This is a genomic window from Streptomyces sp. NRRL F-2580, from assembly GCF_000720115.1.
Classification (GTDB): Bacteria; Actinomycetota; Actinomycetes; order Streptomycetales; family Streptomycetaceae; genus Streptomyces.
This window is the reverse complement of record NZ_JOIR01000010.1, coordinates 168,821-190,807: the sequence shown is the minus strand read 5'-3', so window position 1 is coordinate 190,807 and position 21,987 is coordinate 168,821. Positions and strand designations below refer to the sequence as shown.

Genomic DNA, 21,987 nt, shown 5'->3' with positions numbered 1-21,987 from the left:
GACGCCTCTCAGAGCTTGATCTCGATGTCAACGCCGGCCGGAAGGTCCAGGCGCATCAGCGAGTCAACGGTCTTGGGGGTCGGGTCGAGGATGTCGATCAGGCGCTTGTGCGTGCGCATCTCGAAGTGCTCGCGCGAGTCCTTGTACTTGTGCGGCGACTTGATGACGCAGTACACGTTCTTCTCAGTGGGCAGCGGCACCGGGCCCGCGACCGACGCACCAGTGCGCGTCACCGTCTCGACGATCTTCTTCGCCGAGGAATCGATGACCTCGTGGTCGTAGGCCTTGAGCCGGATGCGGATCTTCTGTCCCGCCATGGCTACTCCGTAGTCCTGTCTGTATGTGGAAACGCTCTGGCTCTCGGTCGGCTGCGGGACGGATCCCGCCGCTTCCCTCCGACCCACGCGGTCGGGCGTGTCGCACTCCCTCTACAGAAAATTTCCATACGGAAATTCCCTCGTCCAAGGGGGTGCGGTCCCTGTGACCGCGCTTCGGGGGAGAAACACCCACCGAGTGCCTGGTGGGCACCGTGCTGACGCTTCCCAGAAGATTCCCGTACGTCCGTCCCCATTGCTGCCCCGAGAGGCAGATTAAGAACGACGAGTACTGTGGGACTCGCTTCCGGTCCTCCCGGCGGGAGGCGCGCAGCATCGGCACTCAGCCGAGCAACTTGAGTAGTCTGCCATACGAGGCACGTACCTGGCCAATCGGGCCGAAGAGAATACCCCGCCACGCTGAGTGGTCAAACTGCACCACGCGCATCGCCCGGCGGGGCTCCTCCCCCGGTCAGGAGCGCGTGACCGTCCCGCACCCTTCGCCCTCGATGTCCCTGCTGCGGTCGTACGGATCCACGGCGGGACCGGTGGGCGCCGGCCCGGCCGGAGCCTCCCGCGGGAAGTCAGGGTGCAGGAAGCCGTCGGCCGTCTCGCATGCGACGTTCGACCACTCCGAGACGTACTTGCGCAGCTGGAGCCGGCCCCGGGTGGCCTCCCAGCGCGCCGGGTCGAGCAGGCTCAGGGTGACCTGCCGGCGCACGATGGTGCGCTGCACGCCCGTGCCCCCGTTCGTCATGGGGTGGACGAAGGTGTAGTCCGTCACCACGAGCAGTTCCCCGGGCTCCCCCGCCTCCGCGCGCATGCTGCCGCGCACCTTGACGACGTCACCGACCGGCTTGACCTTCGTCTGGTCGAAGCGGGTGAAGAGCATCACCGGGGTGTTCTCCGCGGTGGGCTTGGTCAGGGACTGCTCCAGCCGCTGCGGGACCTCCGGCTGCTTGGGGTCCAGGATCGCCAGGGCGGCGGCCGGCCGCTCCCCGCGCAGGGTCGCCGGGTCGAGGTTGGTCGCGATCAGGAACTGCCTGGCCTTTTCCAGCGCGTCCGCGACCTGCTGCTGGGACATCCCGCCGACGGCCGTGGCCGCGGGGAGCTCGATGCCGGCGGCCCCGTCGGCCCACTGGAGGGCCGGGGAGCCGCGGAAAGGTTCCTGCAGAGTCGGCTGGTCGGGCGCCGTCGACGGCGGTGGCGCGGTCGGACGGCCGGACTCCCCGGGCAGCGGAGCGGCGTTCGAGGCCTCCTGGCGGGCCTCGGTCCTGCCGGTGAGCCGGTCGATCACCAGCTCGGGCCGTACGGCGATCAGCGCGAGCGCGGCGACGCCGAGGACGGCCAGAGCGGCCCCCAGCCGCCCGGGACGCCGGCGCTCGCGCCGTCCGGGCCCGGTCCGCCAGCCCGGCGGCTCCTGCCCCTGCGTGGCCCGCAGCCGTTCGGTCACCATCCGCGCCCGTGCGGAGGGCTCGGTCGGTGCGTTGCCCGCGCCCCGGGCGGCCTGCTCCATGAACCGGGCCAGCTCCTCGTCGGAGATGCCCGCCCTGTCGCCCTCGTTCGTCCCCATGTCCCCTGTGTCCCCCTGTTTCCGTTCCCTGACCTGACATGCGCGAGGGGCCCCGCACCTTGCGGTGTGGAGCCCCTCACCTGCGAAAAGACGCGTTCACGCCCCTAGCTGAAGTACCCCGTGATGTCCGCGATGAGATCCACGGAACCGGTGTTGTTGTAGAAGCTGACCTTGCCGTCCACCACCGGGACGACCACCAGGTTGGGGATCGTGAGACCGGCGGTGAAGTTCAGGTTGGAGGCGCTGGAGCGGGTCGTGCCGCTCGGGAAGACCGACACGTAGCTGGCCTCGGTCGGGTTGGTCGCCGTCACGTTCAGCACCACGGCCTTGATCCCGGTGGCCGGGATGCCGCCGACGCCCGCCACGGGCAGCGTGACCACACCGCCCCCGGTGACCCGGCCCTGCCGGACGCCGAGGCCCGTGCGGGTGTCCATCAGCCGCTTCGGGCCGAAGTTCAGGTTCGAGGCACTGGAGCGGGTCGTACCGCTCGGGTACACCGACACGAAGCTCGGCTGCGTCGGGTTGGTCGCCGTCACGTTCAGCACCACGGCCTTGACGCCGGTGGCCGGGATGCCGTCGACGCCCGCCACGGGCAGGGTGACCACACCGGCGGTACCGACCGAGCCGGCCGGAACGCCGAGGCCCGTACGGGTGTCCATCAGCCGCTTCGGAAGTTCAGGTTCGAGGCACTGGAGCGGGTCGTACCGCTCGGGTACACCGACACGAAGCTCGGCTGCGTCGGGTTGGTCGCCGTCACGTTCAGCACCACCGCGGTGGGCGTGCCACCGGTGGCGGCGGCCACCGGCAGGGTGACCACGCCGGCGGTACCCACGGGGCCGGAGCGAACGCCCAGGCCGGTACGGGTGTCCATCAGCCGCTTCGGCGCGACGGGGACGAACTTGGTGCCCTTGACGTCCGCTTCGACGGTGACCGCGAGGCTCGTGGAGACCTTGCCGTTCGCGGCGGTCGCGCGGACGCGGACCTCGTGCTTGCCGTGGGTCACGACGGCGGTCGCCTTGCGGGCGGTGCCGTCGGTGACGGCGGTGGCCTCACCGTCCACCAGCAGCTCGAACTTGTTCAGCGCGCCACTGGCAGTGCTGGTGGTCCAGTCGACCGTCAGGGCCGCGCCGCCGGGGTAGGTGGCGCCCGGCACGGCCGGCGCCCCGTTCACCGAGGCGATCTTCAGCTGGGCCGCGGGGCCCGTCTGGCGGAGCGCCTCCAACTGCGGGTAGAGGGAGTTGCCCGGGCACTGGGTGTTGAAGCCGTCCCGGTGGCCCGAGAGCGACTTGAACTCGTAACTCTGCTTCTCGGTGTAGCTCTTGCCGAAGAAGTTCTTCTGGGTGGCGCCGGCGGTCAGCGTCGTCGTGCCGTTGATGTCGCCGTCGTACTGGCCGAGCTTGTACGCGGCGACCTTGGAGACGGCTTCGAGCGCGGCGGGCGAGGCCCCCGCGTTCGTGTAGTCACCGAGGATCGAGACGCTCGTCGACTCGGAGTTCCAGCCGAAGGTGTGCGCGCCCTGGACGGGCTGGTCCACACCGCCCTGACGGCCTTCGAAGACCGTGCCGCACTTGTCGACGAGGAAGTTGTAGCCGAGGTCGCGCCACTTCTCGATCTCCACGTGGTACTTGTGGATGCTCCGGACGATGGCTGCGGACTCGGAGCACTCGTACGGCGCGGTGGCGGCGGTGTGGTGGACGAAGACCGCCTTGATCTTCGCTCCGGCGAGGTAGATCGGGCCCTCGTTGTTCAGGGACTCGTCCGCGCCCCACTGCACGCGCGAGACCACGTCCGGCCGCGGGGCGGTCGACTCCGGTCCCGGCGTGGTCGGCGGGGTCTGCGGGATCGGCGTGGGGTCCTCGGCGGGAAGGGCGAAGGCGGCCGGACCGAGGCCCAGGTTGCCCTTCTTCTTGGCCTTCGCGCCGCCGGCCCCCGGGTCCACCAGGTTCAGTTCCATGCCGGCGGGCAGCTCGGCGCCGCCGGCCACCCGTACCTCGGCTCCGTCGGACGGGCCGACCCAGACCGGCTCGGTGGCTCCGCGCAGCCCGGGGCGCTTGCCGTCGAGGCCGGACTCGGCCTGCTCCAGCACGACCCACTTCGACCACTTGCCGGTGTCGGCGTCCCGGGTGCGGGCCTCGATCTTGCCCTTGACCTCGGCCTCGGGGTCGCTCCAGGAGACGCCGAGGAGCCCGAAGGGCTCGGTGCCCTGCTGGGAGAGGACGGCCTCGCCCCTGCCCTTGGGCTTCAGCGCGAGCCGGTGCAGCTCGCCCTCGACCGGACCCTTCTCGCGGGCGCGGGTGCTGTAGGGCGACACCTCGCCCCCGTCGGAGGCACCCGTTCCGCTGGCGACGCCCTGGATGCCGAGCACCGTCACGACACCGAGCGCGGCGGCAAGAGCCGTCCCGCGCACACGACCTAGTTTCAAGTTGTCCGTCCCCGCCCCTGTGGTAATGCAGAAGTAATGGCTGCCCGGCCGGATGCTACTGGCCGCCGGCGCCGGCCCGATCAGGGGGGTCGGTCTCGGGCGAACACGGGTACGGATACGCGAAGACCCCCGGTCCGCGACGAAGTGCGGGACGGGGGTCCTCGGTTGGGACGAAGGCTACTTCTTCGCCTTCTCCCGCTCCTTCTGCTCCTGCTCTTCCTTCTTCAGCTCCGACTCCGGCGCCTTGCGCCCGCAGACGGCCTGCCAGTTCAGCGGACCGATGCCACCGCACCAGATCTCGCCGTCGTCGGCGTTCTGCTTCCAGTCGGTCGTGACGATGTCCGCGCACTTCTTCTTGTCCGGCGCGAAGCGCGGGCAGGTGCCGTCCGCCTTCTTGATGGTGTGGGCCCGCCAGGCGTCGATGCCCATCGTCATGTTGTCGGACTGCGGCATGTACCGGTTGACCGACCAGGACGCGCCCATCGTGGCGAACAGCGCGACCACGCACACCATGCCGGCCGCGAGCTGCGCGACGACCCGCCGGGGCACGACGCGGGCGGCCGGGGCCGCGCCGCTCGGCCGCAGGGTGCGCTCGGCCCAGCCGGAGCTCCGGTTCACCACGGCCATCATGCCGAGGACGGCCAGGATCATCAGGCAGTACATGATGATCCAGGTGGTGCGCGGGAAGAGCTGCACGGCCTTGTCGTGCGCCATGTGCGAGGCGAACCAGAAGCGGGCCAGCCAGGCGCCGGCCAGCGTGGCCGCGGCGGTCAGGACCATGATGTTGCGCAGCGCCAGGCCGATTCCCAGGCCCACGGCGAACAGCAGCAGCAGGGCGAAGCCGCTCTGGCCCGCCATCTCGCCGGCCACCGGCCAGGTCTGGTACTCCAGCTTCCCGGAGCGGTCGGACACCCAGCCCAGGACGTACGCCGGGTCGACGTAGACGGCCAGGAAGGCGTAGCGGTCCGGGGTCTGGGAACCGAGCCGGGCCATCTGGTAGATCAGCGGGGCGCCCACGATGCCGGCCGTCAGCAGGGTGGCACCGACGAACGCGGCGGTCCGCTTGACCACGGCCTTGCCGGCGCGCCACGGGAAGATGCACAGCGTCAGCAGGAACACGCCGGGCGCGGCCCAGACGTACCAGCCGGAGTACCAGAGGAACACCACGCCGAAGACGAGGCCGAGGAGCGCGCCGCGGAGCAGCACCCGGCGCAGCGGCTGCTCGCCGGCGCGGCGCATCTCGCGCAGCGTGTAGCCGAGCAGCGGCAGCAGGACGAGCATGCTGGCGTGGCTGTACGGGCGGATCGGGTCCATGAAGAGGATGGCCGAGGGCACGGCGATCAGCAGCGCCCAGAACGGCCGGAGCAGCAGCCGCCAGGCCAGGTACGTCATCGGGCCCGCGATCGCGGTGAAGAAGATCTGGAAGTCCTTGAGGGCGAACCCGGCGCCGCCGATGCCGCCGTAGCGGATCTTCGCCCAGACGGCCATCAGGCCGGGGAAGAGCGGCGGGTAGATGCCCGAGGGGCCCTCGCCGTGCAGGAAGGAGTTGGCCATGGCGATCAGGGCGCTCGGGTCGCCCTCCTGGCCGCCGAGGCCCCAGAGCGTACCGCGCAGGGCGACGACCACGCCGCCCGCCACCACGCCGGTGGCGAGGCCGGCGAGGGCGGCGCACACCAGGCGCTTGACCAGCTGGTGGCGGTGGAGGCCGCCGCGGTAAGCGGTGTAGAGCAGGACCGCGAGCAGCGGCAGACCGAGGACGGCCGCGTACACCTGGAGCTTGGCCAGACCGCTGACCTGACCGACACGCACGAGCGGGTTCACGCTGATGTGCGTGCTCAGCAGCGTGAACCCGAGGGCCGCCACCAGACTGACGACGACCTCGGCCAGGGCCTGCACCCACCGCCGGGACAGCCACGCCTCGCTCCGCGAAGGGGACAAGTGGCTCGTGCCTTGGGCCGGTTCGGCAGGCCGCTGCGCCGGAGCGCCGGCCTCACCGACCTGCTCGGGGGCCAGGTGTGTCATCTCAGTCCGTTTCGTGGTGGGCGGAGTCGGCTCAGTTCTGGCCGGAGGTGAACGCGTGCTTCGCCAGCGTACGAGCGCCTTCCTTGTGTCCGCGGCGCAGGGCTCCGGGGAGCATCGTCAGCGCGTGCAGACGGGAGGCGCTGTGGAAGCGGGCCGCGCGGGCCGCCTTCGGCCAGCCGCGGGCGTCCATGCGCGCGGCGACCGCGGAGAAGTACCGCTCGGCCTCGGCGAAGCGGGTTCCGGAGAAGGCCTGCACCGAGGACTCGCTGACCGCGTGGCGGCGGTACTGGAACACGGTGGTGGAGTTGTCGATGACCATCTCCTCGCCGTCTTCGAGCAGGTCGACGACGAGCGCGAGGTCCTGGATCACCGAGTAGTCGTCGCGGAAGTTCACCTTGCGCAGGACTTCGCCCCGCCAGGCGATCGACGGGAAGTAGAGCCAGTTGCCGCGCAGCACGCTGGCGGCCAGCTCCTCACCGGCCATCAGCCGGCGGCCCTTGACCTGCGGCGCGTACAGCCGCTTCTTGGTGTTGTCCGCCAGGCCGGCCGTCACCTTGCCGTCGCCGTCGATGACCTCGACGCCGGGCTGGACCATGCCGATGCCCGGCCGGGCCGCGACGATCGCGCGCACGGTCTCCAGGTAGTGCGGGTGCAGCAGGTCGTCGCAGCCCATGATGACGACGTAGTCGGCCTCGGACAGCCGCACGCACTTCTGGAAGTTCTTGGTGATGCCGAGGTTCTGCTCGTTGCGCGTGTAGTGGACCCGGTCGTCACCGAGCTGTGCGAACCAGCCGGGTACGTCCGGCTCCTTGCCGTCGTCGATCACGACGAGGCGGAAGTCCCGGTCCGTCTGCGCCAGGACGCTGCGGACGGCGTCCTGCATCAGCTGCACGTCCCCGTAGTAGGGGAGCATGAAGTCGAAGGTCACCATGCGGCTTCAGGCCTTCACGGAGTCGGAGCCGGCGCCGGCCTCGGCCTTGGCGTCGGCAGCGGATTCCGGGGTCGCCTGCGCGACGACTGCGTCCTGACCCAGTCGCTCGTCGTTGTGCCGGACGCCCTCGTTGATGGCCACCGTCCGGGCCAGGTCGGTGATCTTCTTCTCCAGGGAGCGGAAGCGCAGGAAGGTGTTGAGCGTGAGAAAGCCCATCGCGAGCACCATCACGTACAGCACCAGGTCGGTGCCGCGGCCGACGCCGAGCTGCTGGGCGAGCCAGGTGACGTCGGTCGGGCGGAGCACCGCGTACACGTTGACTATGACGAAGGCCGAGAACGCGATGCGCTTCCACGCGCGGTTCTTCGCCTGGCCCCAGGTCCGGATGAACATCAGGGCCATCGACACCGAGCCGACGATCAGCAGCAGCTGGATCCAGAAGTACTTCATCGACGCCCACGCTCCCGCAGCGAAATGTCAAAAAGGATGTTGACGCCGTTGATCAGGGACTGACCCTTGGCGCGTGAGTAGTCGGTGTAGAGGATGTCCACCGGTACCTCGGTGACGCGCAGCGTGGAGCCGGCGAGGAAGCCGACGAGCTCGGACGCGTGGGCCATGCCGTTCATGGTGATGTTCAGCTGCTCGGCGGCCTCCCGGCCCAGCACGCGCAGGCCGTTGTGCGCGTCGGTGAGCTTGAGCTTGCGCGCGGTCGGGCTGACGGCGGCGGCCGTGCGCAGCACGACCTGCTTGATCCACGGCACCTGGCCGTTCTGCTCGATGAAGCGGGAGCCGAGCACGACGTCGGCCTCGCCGCGGCGCAGCACGCCGACCATCGTCTCGACGTCCTTGGTCTGGTGCTGACCGTCGGCGTCGAAGGTGGCGAAGTAGCGGGCGCCGGGCTGGGCGAGCGCGTAGGTCAGGCCGGTCTGCAGGGCCGCGCCCTGGCCGAGGTTGACCGGGTGGCGCACCAGGTGGGCGCCGGTCGTGGCTATGTGCTTGGCCGAGTCGTCGGTGCTGCCGTCGTCGACGACGACGATGTTGGGGAACGTCTTGCGGGCCCCCTCGACCACGTCGGCGATCACCTGGCCCTCGTTATAGGCCGGTATGACCAGCCAGACATCGTCGTATTGGGACACGGTAGCTCCAGCGGGATGTGGCACAAACGAGTGCTCGGTGATCGGTGTGACGTCGTGGGGAGGCATGGTCATTTCCCGACCGCTCCCACACCCGGGCTGCCTGTGTCGGCCAACTGCCGGGGGCCTTCACCGGCTGTGGCGGCGGCTCCGGGGAAGCTCAGCCTGAGGGCTGCCAGCATAGCGAGGACCGTGGCGGTCGAACCGAGGGCGTAGGCGACGATCACGCGCACGGCCACGTCGCCCGGTATCAAGGTGATGCCCACCAGGACCGCCGTGCCGAGGGCCCAGGAGAGCAGCTGCAGGTTGTGCCGCTTGAATACCATGAGCGCCTGTCCGAGGACCATCGCGAACATGTACGCCGCGGTGCCGGCGGACAGCAGGAAGAAGTCGAAGCTGCCCAGCACCGGGTCCCCGGTGCCGAAGAGCACCTCGATGAGCCAGGGGCCGAGGACCGTGGCCGGTACGCCGCCGAGCAGTCCGAGCGCGGCGACGACCATGGCGATCCGGCGCAGCATCGCCCAGAAGGCCACCCGGTCGCCGGCCGTGAACGCGGCGGTGAGACCGCTGAGCAGCGAGGCCTGGAGCGAGCCGAAGACGAAGAGCGGCACCCGCGCGAGCACGGTCGCGCTCATCAGCGCCGCGATCAGCGCGCTGTCGGACGGGGCCAGCAGCTTGGTGCTCATGACGGCCGCGTTGACGACGACCTGGGACAGCAGGGTCGCGCACACGAGCAGGCCGAGCCCGCTGCACAGGTCGCGCCAGGCGATCGGCTCGCCGGGCCCGACCGCGCGCAGCAGCGCAGGCAGGGTGACCAGCGTCGCGATGACCGGCGCGACGGCCAGGATGAGGCTGAAGGCCAGCGCCGAGTGCAGGCCGAGGAGCGCGCAGCCGAAGGCCAGCACGATGCGCAGCCCGCCGTCGACGGCCAGCTGGGTGCCGTACGCGCCGAACAGGCCGAGGCCGGCCAGCACGCCGCGGGTGAGGTAGCACAGGGCCATGCCGGCGAAGGCACTGCCGAGCGCCGCCACCAGGGCGCGGTCCCCGTGGAAGAGCAGGTCGGCGATGGGTCCGGCGCCGAGGACGAGGACGAGCAGGGTCGCGCCGAGGATGCCCGCCGTGAGCAGGCCGGCCCGGCGCAGCACGGGGGCCGCGCCCTGGCCGAGGACCACGCGGGCCGAGACGATCCGGGTGAGTTCCTGCTCCATCGGGAAGAAGATGCCGATGCCGATGGACATCACGATCGTCCACAGCACGGAGACGTTCGCGTAGCCCGTGTCGGACAGGCTGTGGCCGGCCACGCCCAGGTGGGCGTAGGAGGCAGCGCCGAGCACGACGGTGCCGCCGGCCACCGCGACGGTGCCCGGCGGCAGCGCCGCGCTCAACTTGTTCAGCAGGGCTTTCATCCCGCTCGGCCGTCCCGGGCCTGTCCGGCCAGTGCGGCGAAGCCGGGGGTGGCCAGCGCTTCGGCCAGCTGTTCGCGCCAGTCGGCGAGCGGGGCCATGCCCGCCTCGTCCCAGCGGTCGTGCGCGAGCACGCTGAAGGCGGGGCGGACGGCGGGGCGGACGAACGCCTCGGAGGTGGTCGGCCGGATCCGCTCGGGGTCGAGTCCGCTCAGCCGGTACGTCTCGCGGGCGAGCCCCATCCAGGTGGTGCGGCCGCTCGCGGTGCCGTGGTAGATCCCGCCCATGGCATGGCCCTTCAGCGCGGCCAGGCCGAGCTCGACCAGGTGCCGGGCCAGCGCGTAGGACCAGGTGGGCTGGCCGTGCTGGTCGTCGACGACGTCGAGGGTGTCCCGCTGGGCGGCCAGCTTCAGCATGGTGGCGACGAAGTTCGGCCCGTGCTCGCCGTACAGCCAGGCGGTGCGGACCACGTAGCCGTCCTGCGGCAGCAGTTCGGTCACGGCCTGCTCGCCGACCAGCTTGGAGCGGCCGTACGCGTTCACGGGCCCGGTGGCGGTGTCCTCGCGGTAGGGCTCCGAGGCGTCGCCGGGCAGCACGTAGTCGGTGGAGACGTGCAGCAAGCGCACGTGGGCGTCGGCGCAGGCCTCGGCGAGGACGCGCACGCCGGTGCCGTTGACGGCGGTGGCGGCTTCCTCGGCGGTCTCGGCGCCGTCCACGTCGGTCCAGGCGGCGCAGTTCACGACCACGGTGGCGCCCTCGACCGCGGCCCGGACGGCGGCCGGGTCGGTGATGTCGAGGTCGGCGCGGCGCAGGCCCACGGCTTCGATCCCGGAGGCCTTCAGCACGGCCAGGACGTCCTGGCCGAGCATCCCGGCGGCGCCGGTGACGAGCCAGCGTCCGGCTCGCGGGTTGGCGCTCACTTCTGCAGGGCCGCCTTCACCTTGAGCGGCTCCCACCAGGCGCGGTTCTCGCGGTACCAGTCGATGGTGGCCTTGATGCCGTCCTCGAAGGTGACCTGCGGGGCGTAGCCCAGCTCGGCGCCGATCTTGCTGATGTCGATGGAGTAGCGGAGGTCGTGGCCCTTGCGGTCCTCGACCTGCTCGACCATCTCCCAGCCGAGGCCGGCGGCCTCCAGCAGGACGCCGGTGAGCTCCTTGTTGGTGAGCTCGGTGCCGCCGCCGATGTTGTAGACCTCGCCGGCGCGGCCCTTGCGCATGGCCAGGTCGATGCCGCGGCAGTGGTCGGAGACGTGCAGCCAGTCGCGGACGTTGCCGCCGTGGCCGTACAGCGGGACCTTCTTGCCGTCCATCAGGTTCGAGACGAACAGCGGGATGACCTTCTCCGGGAACTGGTAGTGCCCGTAGTTGTTGGAGCAGCGGGTGACCACCACGTCCATGCCGTGGGTGCGGTGGTAGGCCAGCGCCAGCAGGTCGGACGACGCCTTGGACGCGGAGTAGGGGGAGTTGGGCACCAGCGGCCACTCCTCCGTCCAGGAGCCCTCGTTGATCGAGCCGTAGACCTCGTCGGTGGAGATGTGGACGAAGCGGCCGACGCCGTGCTTGCGGGCGGAGTCGAGCAGGACCTGCGTGCCGACGACGTTGGTCATCACGAAGGGGCCCGCGCCGGCGATGGAGCGGTCCACGTGGGACTCGGCGGCGAAGTGCACGACGACGTCGTGGCCGGGCATCACCTGGTCGACGGCCTCGGCGTCGCAGATGTCGCCCTTGACGAAGGTGTATCCGGGGTGATCCGCGACCGGGGCGAGGTTGGCCTCGACGCCCGAGTACGTCAGCTTGTCGAAGACAGTGATCTGCGCCGTGGCATCTGCACCGAGCTGCTGGCGGACGAATTCTGAACCGATGAAGCCGGCGCCGCCGGTCACGAGGATGCGCATAATACGAAGAGTCTAGCGGCCTGCCGAACGTCACATTCCCTTGGCTCGGCTCCCCCGCACGCTCTCGCATAGGGTTCACCCATGCGTGGAATCCTTTTGGCCGGTGGCACCGGATCGCGACTCTGGCCGTTGACCCGGGCCGTCTCGAAGCAGTTGCTGCCCGTCTTCGACAAGCCGATGATCTATTACCCCCTCTCCACCCTGGTGATGGCGGGCATCAGCGAAATCCTGATCATCACCACCCCCGAAGACCGCGACCAGTTCGAGCGCCTGCTCGGCGACGGCTCGCAGTTCGGCCTGCGGCTGGAGTACGCCGTCCAGGAGCGGCCGGAGGGCATCGCCCAGGCCTTCGTCCTCGGCGCCGACTTCATCGGTGACGAGTCCGTCGCGCTGATCCTCGGCGACAACATCTTCCACGGCAGTGGCCTCGGCACCCGCCTCGCCCAGCACACCGGCGCCAAGGGCGGCCGCGTGTTCGCGTACCCGGTGGCGGACCCCACCGCGTACGGCGTGGTCGAGTTCGACGAGAACGGCCAGGCCATCTCCATCGAGGAGAAGCCGGAGAAGCCCAAGTCCCGCTACGCGGTGCCGGGTCTCTACTTCTACGACAACCAGGTCGTCGAGATAGCCCGCGGCCTGAAGCCCAGCGCCCGCGGCGAGCTGGAGATCACCGCCGTCAACGACGCGTACCTCCAGGCCGGCGAGCTGAACGTCACCATCCTCGACCGCGGCACCGCCTGGCTCGACACCGGCACCTTCGTGTCGATGGTCCAGGCCTCCGAGTTCGTCCGCGTGATCGAGGAGCGCCAGGGCTTCAAGATCGGCTGCATCGAGGAGGCGGCCTGGCGGGCCGGCCTGATCGACTCGGTGCAGCTGCGCGCGCTCGCCGAGCCCCTCACCAAGAGCGGCTACGGCAACTACCTGCTGACGCTGCTCGACGAGGAGGACGCCCGATGAAGTTCCGCGAACTCTCCATAGCGGGTGCCTTCGAGGTCACCCCGCAGCTGCACGGCGACCCGCGCGGCCTGTTCACCGAGTGGTACCGCTTCGACAGGCTGGCCGAGGTCGTCGGCCACTCGCTGAACCTGGCGCAGGCGAACCTCTCGGTCTCCTCCGCCGGCGTGGTCCGCGGCATCCACTTCGCCGACGTGCCGCGCGGCCAGGCCAAGTACGTGACCTGCGTGCGCGGCGCCGTGCTCGACGTCATCGTCGACCTGCGGGTCGGCTCCCCCACGTTCGGCAAGTGGGAAGGCGTCCGCCTGGACGACGTGGACCGCCGCGCGGTCTACATCCCCGAGGGCCTGGGCCACGGCTTCTGCGCGCTGAGCGACGACGCCACGCTTTCGTACCTCTGCTCGGAGACGTACAACCCGACCGGCGAGCACTCGGTCCACCCCCTCGACCCCGACCTGGGCATCGAATGGCCGGCGGACGTCCCGCTGCTGTCCGCCCGCGACGAGGCCGCCCCGTCGCTGGCCGAGGCCATCGAGACCGGGCTGCTGCCCGACCACGCCGCCTGCCTGGAGTTCACCGAGTCCCTGCGCGTGAACTGACCCCGCCGCACGTACGCGGGAGGGCCGCACCCCGTCCGGGGGTGCGGCCCTCTCGCGTACCCGGGCCCGCGCTCGGACCCGTAACGCCGAAGGGCCCCGTCCCACCGCCGAGGCGATGGGCCGGGGCCCTTCAGTGCAACTTGGTGCCCGCTTCAGCGAGCTACCAGGTCAGAGCACGAATTACTTCGTGATCTTGGTGACCTGGCCGGCGCCCACGGTACGACCACCCTCACGGATGGCGAACTTCAGGCCCTCCTCCATGGCGACCGGCTGGATCAGCGCGACCGACATCTCGGTGTTGTCGCCCGGCATGACCATCTCCGTGCCGGCCGGCAGGGTGACGACACCCGTGACGTCCGTGGTACGGAAGTAGAACTGCGGACGGTAGTTGTTGAAGAAGGGGGTGTGACGGCCACCCTCGTCCTTCGACAGGATGTAGGCCTGGGCCTCGAACTCGGTGTGCGGCGTGACCGAACCCGGCTTGATGATGACCTGGCCGCGCTCGACGTCCTCGCGCTTGATGCCACGGAGGAGCAGACCGACGTTCTCGCCCGCCTGGCCCTCGTCGAGCAGCTTGCGGAACATCTCGATACCGGTGACCGTGGTGGTGGTCTTCTCTTCCTTGATACCGATGATGTCGACGGTCTCGTTGACCTTCAGGACACCACGCTCGATACGGCCGGTGACGACCGTACCGCGACCGGTGATCGTGAAGACGTCCTCGACGGGCATGAGGAACGGCTTCTCGGTGTCACGCGGCGGGGTCGGGATGGCCTCGTCGACGGCAGCCATGAGGCCGAGAAGCTTCTCGCCCCACTCCTTGTCGCCCTCGAGGGCCTTCAGCGCGGAGACGCGGACGACCGGCAGGTCGTCGCCCGGGAACTCGTACTCGGAGAGCAGCTCACGGACCTCGAGCTCGACGAGCTCCAGGATCTCCTCGTCGTCCACCATGTCGGCCTTGTTCAGGGCGACGACGATGTAGGGGACGCCGACCTGGCGGGCCAGGAGCACGTGCTCCTTGGTCTGCGGCATCGGGCCGTCGGTGGCGGCGACCACGAGGATGGCACCGTCCATCTGTGCGGCACCGGTGATCATGTTCTTGATGTAGTCCGCGTGACCCGGGCAGTCGACGTGGGCGTAGTGACGCGCCTCGGTCTGGTACTCGACGTGCGCGATGGAGATGGTGATACCGCGCTGGCGCTCCTCAGGAGCCTTGTCGATCTGGTCGAAGGCCGAGGCCTCGTTCAGGTCCGGGTACGCGTCGTGCAGCACCTTGGTAATGGCGGCCGTGAGGGTCGTCTTACCGTGGTCAATGTGACCGATGGTGCCGATGTTGACGTGCGGCTTAGTCCGCTCGAACTTCGCCTTCGCCACGGGGTCCTCCTGGAGAGTGGTTCTGTACGCCTTACTCATCGGCGCCAGGTGATCTTTGCTGGAATGCCGGCCCCTCGGGGCAACGGGAGTTATTCCTGTTGCCCCAGAGGATCCGGTGACAAGCCTAAAGCGTGTACTCGGAAGAGTTACTCGCCCTTGGCCTTCGCGATGATCTCCTCAGCGACGTTCCGGGGAACCTCGGCGTAGGAGTCGAACTGCATCGAGTAGCTGGCGCGACCCGAGGTCTTGCTGCGGAGGTCTCCGACGTAGCCGAACATCTCCGAAAGGGGCACGAGGCCCTTCACGACGCGAGCACCGTGACGCTCCTCCATGGCCTGGATCTGGCCACGGCGGGAGTTGATGTCACCGATGACGTCACCCATGTAGTCCTCGGGCGTGGTGACCTCTACGGCCATCATCGGCTCGAGGAGCACGGGAGAAGCCTTGCGCGCGGCCTCCTTGAAGGCCTGCGAGCCGGCGATCTTGAACGCGAGCTCGGAGGAGTCGACCTCGTGGTAGCCACCGTCGAGAAGCGTGACGCGAACGCCCGTCATCTCGTAGCCGGCCAGGATGCCGAATTGCATGGCCTCCTGCGCACCGGCGTCGACCGAAGGGATGTACTCCTTCGGGACGCGTCCGCCGGTGACCTTGTTCACGAACTCGTACGCCGGACCGTCGGTCTCGGTGATGGGCTCGATCGCGATCTGCACCTTGGCGAACTGACCGGTACCACCGGTCTGCTTCTTGTGGGTGTAGTCGTGACGCTCGACGGCCTTGCGGATCGTCTCACGGTACGCGACCTGCGGCTTGCCGACGTTGGCCTCGACCTTGAACTCGCGCTTCATACGGTCGACCAGCACCTCGAGGTGCAGCTCGCCCATACCGCCGAGGATGGTCTGGCCCGTCTCCTCGTCCGAGTGAACGTGGAAGGAGGGGTCCTCCTCCGCGAGACGCTGGATGGCGACACCCAGCTTCTCCTGGTCACCCTTGGACTTGGGCTCGATGGCGACCTGAATGACAGGGGCCGGGAAGTCCATGGACTCCAGGATCACCTGGTTCTTGTCGTCACACAGCGTCTCACCGGTGGTGGTCTGCTTCAGGCCCATGACGGCGACGATGTCGCCGGCGCCCACCGAGTCGATCTCCTCACGCTTGTTCGCGTGCATGCGGTAGATCTTGCCGATGCGCTCCTTCTTGCCCTTGACGGAGTTCAGCACCGCAGTGCCGGCCTCCAGGCGGCCCGAGTAAACCCGGACGAAGGTGAGCTTGCCGAGGTGCGGGTCGCTCATGATCTTGAACGCCAGCGCCGCGAGCGGCTCCTCGTCGGAAGGCTTGCGCTTCACGACGACCTCGGGGTCCTTGACGTCGTGGCCCTCGATGGCCTCGATGTCCAGGGGGGACGGCAGGTAGCGGACGACAGCGTCGAGCAGGGGCTGAACGCCCTTGTTCTTGAACGCCGTGCCACAGAACACCGCGGTGATCGTGGGCTCGCCCTTGCCCTTGCCGGAGCCGAGGATGATGCGACGGACGGCGGCGTGCAGCTGCTCCACGGACGGCTCGTCGCCGTTCAGGAAGAGCTCCATGATCTCGTCGTCGTTCTCGGCGACGGTCTCGACGAGCTTCCCGCGCCACTCTTCAGCGGCCTCGGTGTGCGTGTCGGGGATGTCGACGATGTCGTACATCTCGCCCTTGGTCGCCTCGGCGGACCAGACGAACGCCTTCATCGTGACGAGGTCGACGACACCCTGGAAGTCGGCCTCGGCACCGATCGGGAGCTGCATGACGATCGGGATCGCGCCAAGGCGGCTCTCGATCATGTCGACGCAGCGGTGGAACTCGGCGCCCGTACGGTCGAGCTTGTTGACGAAGCAGATGCGCGGCACGCCGTAGCGGTCCGCCTGACGCCAAACGGTCTCGGACTGCGGCTCCACACCGGCGACACCGTCGAACACGGTGACGGCGCCGTCGAGGACGCGGAGCGAACGCTCCACCTCGACGGTGAAGTCCACGTGACCCGGGGTGTCGATGATGTTGATGGTGTGGTCGACGTCCTCGAGCGGCCAGTGGCAGGTCGTCGCGGCGGACGTGATCGTGATGCCGCGCTCCTGCTCCTGCTCCATCCAGTCCATCGTGGCAGCGCCGTCGTGGACTTCACCGATCTTGTAAGACACACCGGTGTAGAACAGGATGCGCTCGGTGGTGGTCGTCTTGCCCGCGTCGATGTGGGCCATGATGCCGATGTTGCGCACCTTGGCCAGGTCAAGCGAAGTGGTAGCCATATCGGCTCAGTCTTCTCTCGGTCTCGATGTGGGTTGGGACTACCAGCGGTAGTGCGCGAAGGCCTTGTTGGACTCGGCCATCTTGTGCGTGTCCTCGCGCTTCTTGACGGCAGCGCCAAGACCGTTGGAGGCGTCGAGCAGCTCGTTCATGAGGCGCTCGGTCATGGTCTTCTCACGACGGGCGCGGGAGTAACCCACGAGCCAGCGGAGGGCCAGGGTCGACTGGCGACCCGGCTTGACCTCGACGGGGACCTGGTAGGTCGCGCCACCGACACGGCGGGACTTGACCTCAAGGGACGGCTTGACGTTCTCCAGCGCGCGCTTCAGCGTGATGACCGGGTCGTTGCCGGTCTTCTCGCGGAGGCCTTCCATGGCGCCGTAAACGATGCGCTCGGCGGTGGAGCGCTTGCCGTTCAGGAGGATCTTGTTGATGAGCGACGTCACCAGAGGAGATGCGTAGACCGGGTCGATGATGACCGGGCGCTTCGGGGCGGGGCCCTTACGAGGCATTCTTACTTCTCCTTCTTGGCGCCGTAGCGGCTGCGGGCCTGCTTGCGGTTCTTGACAGCCTGGGTGTCAAGCGCACCGCGGATGATCTTGTAACGAACACCCGGCAGGTCCTTCACACGGCCACCACGCACGAGCACGATCGAGTGCTCCTGCAGGTTGTGTCCCTCACCCGGAATGTAAGCGGTGACCTCGATGCCAGAGGTCAGACGCACACGCGCGACCTTGCGCAGCGCCGAGTTCGGCTTCTTCGGGGTGGTCGTGAACACTCGCGTGCAGACGCCGCGACGCTGGGGCGAAGCCTCAAGCGCGGGGGTCTTTGTCTTCTCGACCTTGTCCTGCCGGCCCTTCCGGACCAGCTGCTGGATCGTAGGCACTACTTCTCCGGTTTCTGTGTGCCGTGTAGTGAAACTAACCTGGAACTCCCCCGACCCACGCGGTCGGGTGTGTCGGAAGCTGCACGCTCTCACCAAGGTGAGACAGGCACAGATCGCAGTGTGTTCTTCTCGACTCTCCGCGGGGTCTTATGCACACGCGGGAGCCAGGGCACACCCCAGGCACAAGGTCAGAGCGTACCTACCTCACAGAGGTAGGTCAAAACAAATGCCCAGCACGAAAACCGACTGCGCGCAAGCGGGACGCATCGGCCTCCTCCCGGAGACCGGGCCGCACACGGGTCCTGCCCGGTCCTACGGGTCCCGCGTCAGCCCCGCCTCAGTCCCGCGCGCGGCGGCGGGCCTCGGCGGCGGTCGGTGCCTCCGCGGGCACCTCGCCGTCGGCCACGTCGGGCTCCAGGAACTGGCTGACCACCTTGGCGAAGACCGCGCGGCGGACCTCGGGGACGCCGAGCCACTGGGCGAAGTCCTCGATGGTGGGCCGCCGGCCGCCCGGGACCGGCTCCGGGGAGGCCGGCGGGAGCTCTTCCGGGGCCACCCGGCCGGAGCGGATCAGCATGTCGCGCACCGAGACGCCGAGCAGCGGGGCGATCCGGCGCATGGTCTCCAGGTCGGGCATGCTCTGCCGCTGGAGCAGCCGGGTGACGGCGGCCCGGTGCACCCCGGCCTCGTCCGCGATCCGCGACTTGCCGCCCCGCCGCACCAATCTCAGCCTCGCCGGCGTTTGAGGCGCGGGGCCCGGGGGCGGAGCCCCACCCCTGGCCGCCCCGCCGCACCAATCTCAGCCTCGCCGGCGTTTGAGGCGCGGGGCACGGGGGCGGAGCCCCACCCCTTGCCGCCCCGCCGCACACATCTCAGCCCCGCCGGCGTTTGGGGCGCGGGGTCCGGGGGCCTCGCCCGCCCCTTGCCGCCCCGCCGCACCAATCTCAGCCCCGCCGGCGTTTGAGGCGCGGGGCCCGGGGCGGAGCCCCGGCAACGGCCCGCACCGCCCACCGCACCGCACCGCCACACCCACCGCCCCGCCCCGCCCGCATACGCAAAGACATCCGCGGCCGGGGCTTTCCCATGCCCGAAGGAGCCCGACGTGGCCACCCCCCTCACCGCCGACACCCTCCTCGCCGCCCTCAAAGCCGAAGGCGTGAACGTCGTCGAGTACCCCGGCTGTCGCACCCACAACCGCAACCACAAGGGTGCCTGGGGCCCGGTCAACGGCGTGATCGTGCACCACACCGTCAGCAGCGGCAGCGCCGAAAGCGTCGCCCTCTGCCACGACGGCTACGACGAACTTCCCGGCCCGGCCCCCTCTGCCACGCGGTGATCGACAAGGCCGGCGTCGTCCACCTCATCGGCCACGGCCGCATCAACGACGCCGGCCTCGGCGACGGCGACGTCCTCGACGCCGTCGCCGCCGAGACCACGCTCCCCGCCCCCCGCCGCCTCGACACCGACGGCAACGCCCACCCGCCGACCACGAGGCCCGGCTGGACTCCCTGGAGCGTGCCCGCCGGCCCCTGGCCAGCGTGACCGCGCTCGCGGCCGTCTCCGCCGTCGCCGTCACGGCCTGGCAGGTCACCGGCCAGTAGGTGCTCCCGCCGGGGCACGGGGCGGCCCGTCCTGCGGACCGTCCCACCCCGGCGACCTAAACTGGCGGCTTGCCGTCGAGCAGCAGGGAGCAGGACATTGGGGACCGTGGCACCGGAGCAGACCGCAGTCGGCGCTCCTCCCCCCGACCCCGTCCCCGGTCCCGCCCGGCGGACCCGCCGCCGGGCCGCCCGGCTCTACGGGCCCCTGCTCGCCTTCGTCGTCACCTCGGCCGCGTTCTGCGCGGCCTGGGTGGCGCGCGGCACCTTCCCCCTCGGCGACACCGGCCGCGCCCTCAACGACCAGGCCAACCAGTACGTGCCCTTCCACCGGGCACTGTGGGACCTGGTCCACGGGCAGGCCGCCGGCGACCTGCTCTTCAGCTGGCGCGGCGGCTTCGGACAGCAGTTCCTGTCCGACTACTACACCTACCTCGGAAACCCGTTCTCCTGGCTGGCCGTCCTCGTCCCGCGCGCCCACGTCGACCTGGTGGTCTTCGCGATCACCCCGCTCACGATGGGCGCCGCCGCGGCCGTGATGACGGTGTACCTCGGCAAGCTGCACCCCGGCCCGTGGTGGCAGCGGGGCGTCCTCGGAGCCACGTACGGCCTGTGCGGCTGGGCGCTCAGCGACGCCTCGTACATCCCGATGTGGCTGTGGGGTCTGGTCGCGCTCCCGATGCTCGGCATCGCCGTCGAGTGGTGCCTGGAGGAGCGCCGCTGGCCGGGCGTGGCCCTGCTGGTCGCCCTCGCCTGGTTCGGGAACTTCTACACCGCGATGATGGCCACGATGGCCGCCTGCGTCCTGTTGGCCATCCGCCTGGCCACCCGTGACATGACGGGCCGGCAGCGGCTGCGCGCCGTGTGGCGGGCCGCGACGGCCGCCGGGACCGGGGTCCTGCTGACCCTCCCGCTCCTCCTGCCGTCGTTCCTGTCCAGCGGGGCCGCGCAGCCCACCAAGGCCGCCGCCTTCGACCCCGTACGCATCGAGGTCTTCTTCGCCGGCATGCTCCCGGCCACCCACCTGTGGGGCGGCCGGCCGCGCCTGTACGTGGCCTCGCTGGGCCTGATCCTGGCAGGCAGCTTCCTCTTCAACACCCGGGTGGCGAAGCGGACCCGCCTGGTCTGGGCGGCGGCGACCCTGCTGGTGCTCGCCTCCTTCCAGTTCCCGCCGACGCAGTTCGTCTGGCACGGGCTGGCGGTGCCGAACGGCAACCCGTACCGCGAGACCTTCGTCTTCAGCGGCATGGTGGTGATCGTCGCCTGGCTGGCGCTGGCGAACCGGCCGCGCCCCCTCCACCTGTCCCTGGTCGCCGCCCTGCTCGTCGCGGCCACCTTCGTCCTGCGCCACACCGACGACTTCGGCGGCTGGACCTGGCCCGCCGTGCTCGGCGGCGGCGCGGTCTCGCTGCTCGCGCTCCTCCTGCTCTCCCTCGGCGAGAAGCGCCGCCTCCTCGTCCCCGTGGCGGCGGCCCTGATGATCGGCGTGGTCTTCGCCGAGTCCACCGTCGCCGCGGCGAACGCCGACTCCCGGCGGGCCCGCGAGCGCTGGGCCAAGCCGATCGCCACCTCGAACCGGTCGATCACCGGCCACTTCGACGCGGTCCGCGGCGTGGCCGGCTGGCCCGCGTACCGCACCGACTCGGGCGCACCGCAGACCTCGTACAACGACGCCCTCGCCCTGCGGGCGGAGGGCCCGCAGTACTACAGCAGCTACCTCCCGGAGGCCACGTACCAGGCCCTCGAACCCCTCGGCTACGGCTTCAAGAACGACGGCCGGACCTTCTTCGGGGCCGACAACCCGGTGCTCGACGCGATCTTCTCGATCGGCGCGCGGGTCCGCCCGGGGGCCGCCCCGGGCACCTGGACGGCCTCGAAGTTCCCCGCGCCCCCGCTCGTCACCGTCCGCACCGGCCCCTACGCCTCCCCCAACCCGGCCGACAGCGTCTACGCCCGCCAGGAGAACGTCCTGGGCGCGACCGTCTACCAGGTCCCGCAGGTCACCCGCGGGGGCAGCGCCACCGAGCAGACGTACGCCGCCCAGTGCGCCCCCGGCTCCGAGGCCTACTGGTTCTCCCCCGCCCTCTACGGGACCCTCGAAACGGGCGGCGCGCAGCACCGGCTGGAGGACGAGATGACCGGAGTCGTCCCGCTCGGCCCGGTCCCCGCCTCCGGCCGGATCGACGCGACGGTGCGGACGCAGACCAAGGACGCCACCGCCGGCGACCACCCGCTGGGCTGCCTGAACCGCGCGGCCCTCGACACCGCGGTCCGCCACCTGACCACCACCGGCGCCACCGAGGTCACCACGGGGGGCCACTCCATCGAGGCCGCCCTCCCCGGGGGCGCCACCGGCACGGCGGTCCTGGCCGTGACCGACGCCCCCGGCTGGGAGTGCTCCGCCCCGGCCAAGAGCTTCCACGGCCTGCTCGCTGTGGACCTCCCCCCGGGCACCCACAAGCTCTCCTGCACCTTCACCCCCAAGGGCCTCACCCCCGGCCTGGCAGCCGGCACCCTCGGCCTGATGATCCTCATCGGCGCCACGACCCCCACCCTCCGCCGCCGCCGCCGCACCTGAGCCCGCCCCGTCCCCCGTCCTTGCAGGAA

19 protein-coding genes and 1 pseudogene are annotated in these 21,987 nt (G+C 70.0%); 4 read left to right on the top strand and 16 right to left on the bottom strand.

Features of this window, described 5'->3' with window-relative positions:
• Nucleotides 1-8: 8 nt before the first annotated feature.
• From rpsJ to rfbB, 11 genes are all read right to left on the bottom strand, one after another.
• Nucleotides 9-317 (bottom strand): 30S ribosomal protein S10, encoded by a 309-nt coding sequence (gene rpsJ, locus IF88_RS0112645; protein ID WP_003948644.1) that lies wholly within the window; start codon nt 315-317, stop codon nt 9-11.
• Between the two features lie 469 nt (nt 318-786).
• The gene (locus tag IF88_RS0112640; protein ID WP_030710342.1) at nt 787-1,887 is read right to left on the bottom strand and encodes a hypothetical protein; all 1,101 of its coding nucleotides are present in this window, start codon (nt 1,885-1,887) and stop codon (nt 787-789) included.
• 104 nt (nt 1,888-1,991) lie between these two features.
• Nucleotides 1,992-2,546 carry a hypothetical protein gene (locus IF88_RS47750; protein ID WP_078892862.1) on the bottom strand — a complete coding sequence of 185 codons (555 nt, stop codon included), beginning with the start codon at nt 2,544-2,546 and terminating at the stop codon, nt 1,992-1,994.
• A complete protein-coding gene (locus IF88_RS0112630; protein ID WP_051836775.1) occupies nt 2,546-4,294 on the bottom strand; it encodes a peptidoglycan recognition protein in 1,749 nt (582 codons plus the stop codon). The genes IF88_RS47750 and IF88_RS0112630 overlap by 1 nt, the downstream gene beginning before the upstream one ends.
• 192 nt (nt 4,295-4,486) lie before the next feature.
• Nucleotides 4,487-6,247, bottom strand: a complete 1,761-nt coding sequence (locus IF88_RS0112625) for a hypothetical protein (protein ID WP_158754362.1) — start codon at nt 6,245-6,247, stop codon at nt 4,487-4,489.
• Nucleotides 6,248-6,362: 115 nt separating this feature from the next.
• On the bottom strand, nt 6,363-7,262 hold the full coding sequence (locus IF88_RS0112620) for a glycosyltransferase family 2 protein (protein ID WP_030710334.1): 900 nt from the start codon (nt 7,260-7,262) through the stop codon (nt 6,363-6,365).
• 6 nt (nt 7,263-7,268) lie between these two features.
• Nucleotides 7,269-7,712, bottom strand: coding sequence for a DUF2304 domain-containing protein (locus IF88_RS40250; RefSeq protein WP_063754789.1), 444 nt, complete (start codon nt 7,710-7,712; stop codon nt 7,269-7,271).
• The gene (locus IF88_RS0112610) at nt 7,709-8,398 is read right to left on the bottom strand and encodes a glycosyltransferase family 2 protein (protein WP_030710330.1); all 690 of its coding nucleotides are present in this window, start codon (nt 8,396-8,398) and stop codon (nt 7,709-7,711) included. Before IF88_RS0112610 ends, IF88_RS40250 begins: the two co-directional genes overlap by 4 nt.
• Nucleotides 8,399-8,466: 68 nt before the next feature.
• Nucleotides 8,467-9,801 (bottom strand): lipopolysaccharide biosynthesis protein, encoded by a 1,335-nt coding sequence (locus IF88_RS0112605; RefSeq protein WP_199808067.1) that lies wholly within the window; start codon nt 9,799-9,801, stop codon nt 8,467-8,469.
• The gene (rfbD, locus tag IF88_RS0112600; protein WP_030710328.1) at nt 9,798-10,718 is read right to left on the bottom strand and encodes a dTDP-4-dehydrorhamnose reductase; all 921 of its coding nucleotides are present in this window, start codon (nt 10,716-10,718) and stop codon (nt 9,798-9,800) included. The genes IF88_RS0112605 and rfbD overlap by 4 nt, the downstream gene beginning before the upstream one ends.
• On the bottom strand, nt 10,715-11,692 hold the full coding sequence (rfbB, locus tag IF88_RS0112595) for a dTDP-glucose 4,6-dehydratase (protein WP_030710326.1): 978 nt from the start codon (nt 11,690-11,692) through the stop codon (nt 10,715-10,717). Before rfbB ends, rfbD begins: the two co-directional genes overlap by 4 nt.
• 81 nt (nt 11,693-11,773) lie before the next feature.
• Here rfbB and rfbA point away from each other — a divergent pair, with 81 nt between their 5' ends.
• The gene (rfbA, locus tag IF88_RS0112590; protein WP_030710324.1) at nt 11,774-12,649 is read left to right on the top strand and encodes a glucose-1-phosphate thymidylyltransferase RfbA; all 876 of its coding nucleotides are present in this window, start codon (nt 11,774-11,776) and stop codon (nt 12,647-12,649) included.
• Nucleotides 12,646-13,245: a dTDP-4-dehydrorhamnose 3,5-epimerase gene (gene rfbC, locus IF88_RS0112585; RefSeq protein ID WP_030710322.1), complete on the top strand. Its 600-nt coding sequence runs from the start codon at nt 12,646-12,648 to the stop codon at nt 13,243-13,245. The genes rfbA and rfbC overlap by 4 nt, the downstream gene beginning before the upstream one ends.
• Nucleotides 13,246-13,425: 180 nt before the next feature.
• Here rfbC and tuf read toward each other — a convergent pair whose 3' ends face one another.
• From tuf to IF88_RS0112560, 5 genes are all read right to left on the bottom strand, one after another.
• Nucleotides 13,426-14,619, bottom strand: coding sequence for an elongation factor Tu (tuf, locus tag IF88_RS0112580; protein WP_030710320.1), 1,194 nt, complete (start codon nt 14,617-14,619; stop codon nt 13,426-13,428).
• A gap of 146 nt (nt 14,620-14,765) precedes the next feature.
• On the bottom strand, nt 14,766-16,898 hold the full coding sequence (gene fusA, locus IF88_RS0112575; RefSeq protein WP_030710317.1) for an elongation factor G: 2,133 nt from the start codon (nt 16,896-16,898) through the stop codon (nt 14,766-14,768).
• A gap of 39 nt (nt 16,899-16,937) precedes the next feature.
• Complete coding sequence (gene rpsG / locus IF88_RS0112570) at nt 16,938-17,408, bottom strand: 30S ribosomal protein S7 (protein ID WP_007265894.1); 471 nt, start codon at nt 17,406-17,408, stop codon at nt 16,938-16,940.
• 2 nt (nt 17,409-17,410) lie between these two features.
• Entirely contained in the window at nt 17,411-17,782 is a 372-nt protein-coding gene (gene rpsL / locus IF88_RS0112565) for a 30S ribosomal protein S12 (RefSeq protein WP_007265893.1), read from the bottom strand.
• A gap of 337 nt (nt 17,783-18,119) precedes the next feature.
• Nucleotides 18,120-18,503 carry a helix-turn-helix domain-containing protein gene (locus IF88_RS0112560; protein WP_234323503.1) on the bottom strand — a complete coding sequence of 128 codons (384 nt, stop codon included), beginning with the start codon at nt 18,501-18,503 and terminating at the stop codon, nt 18,120-18,122.
• 381 nt (nt 18,504-18,884) lie between these two features.
• Here IF88_RS0112560 and IF88_RS45355 point away from each other — a divergent pair.
• Both IF88_RS45355 and IF88_RS0112550 read left to right on the top strand, forming a co-directional pair.
• Nucleotides 18,885-19,261: pseudogene (locus IF88_RS45355) on the top strand (N-acetylmuramoyl-L-alanine amidase); the annotation flags it as partial.
• Nucleotides 19,262-19,489: 228 nt separating this feature from the next.
• The gene (locus IF88_RS0112550) at nt 19,490-21,958 is read left to right on the top strand and encodes a YfhO family protein (RefSeq protein WP_234323502.1); all 2,469 of its coding nucleotides are present in this window, start codon (nt 19,490-19,492) and stop codon (nt 21,956-21,958) included.
• Nucleotides 21,959-21,987: the final 29 nt, after the last annotated feature.

Bases quoted from the DNA above. Each gene is read 5' to 3' on its own strand.
- rpsJ (WP_003948644.1), bottom strand. From the start codon at position 317: ATGGCGGGACAGAAGATCCGCATCCGGCTCAAGGCCTACGACCACGAG.
- IF88_RS0112640 (WP_030710342.1), bottom strand. From the start codon at position 1,887: ATGGGGACGAACGAGGGCGACAGGGCGGGCATCTCCGACGAGGAGCTG.
- IF88_RS47750 (WP_078892862.1), bottom strand. From the start codon at position 2,546: ATGGACACCCGTACGGGCCTCGGCGTTCCGGCCGGCTCGGTCGGTACC.
- IF88_RS0112620 (WP_030710334.1), bottom strand. From the start codon at position 7,262: ATGGTGACCTTCGACTTCATGCTCCCCTACTACGGGGACGTGCAGCTG.
- IF88_RS40250 (WP_063754789.1), bottom strand. From the start codon at position 7,712: ATGAAGTACTTCTGGATCCAGCTGCTGCTGATCGTCGGCTCGGTGTCG.
- IF88_RS0112605 (WP_199808067.1), bottom strand. From the start codon at position 9,801: ATGAAAGCCCTGCTGAACAAGTTGAGCGCGGCGCTGCCGCCGGGCACC.
- rfbB (WP_030710326.1), bottom strand. From the start codon at position 11,692: ATGCGCATCCTCGTGACCGGCGGCGCCGGCTTCATCGGTTCAGAATTC.
- rfbA (WP_030710324.1), top strand. From the start codon at position 11,774: ATGCGTGGAATCCTTTTGGCCGGTGGCACCGGATCGCGACTCTGGCCG.
- rfbC (WP_030710322.1), top strand. From the start codon at position 12,646: ATGAAGTTCCGCGAACTCTCCATAGCGGGTGCCTTCGAGGTCACCCCG.
- fusA (WP_030710317.1), bottom strand. From the start codon at position 16,898: ATGGCTACCACTTCGCTTGACCTGGCCAAGGTGCGCAACATCGGCATC.
- rpsG (WP_007265894.1), bottom strand. From the start codon at position 17,408: ATGCCTCGTAAGGGCCCCGCCCCGAAGCGCCCGGTCATCATCGACCCG.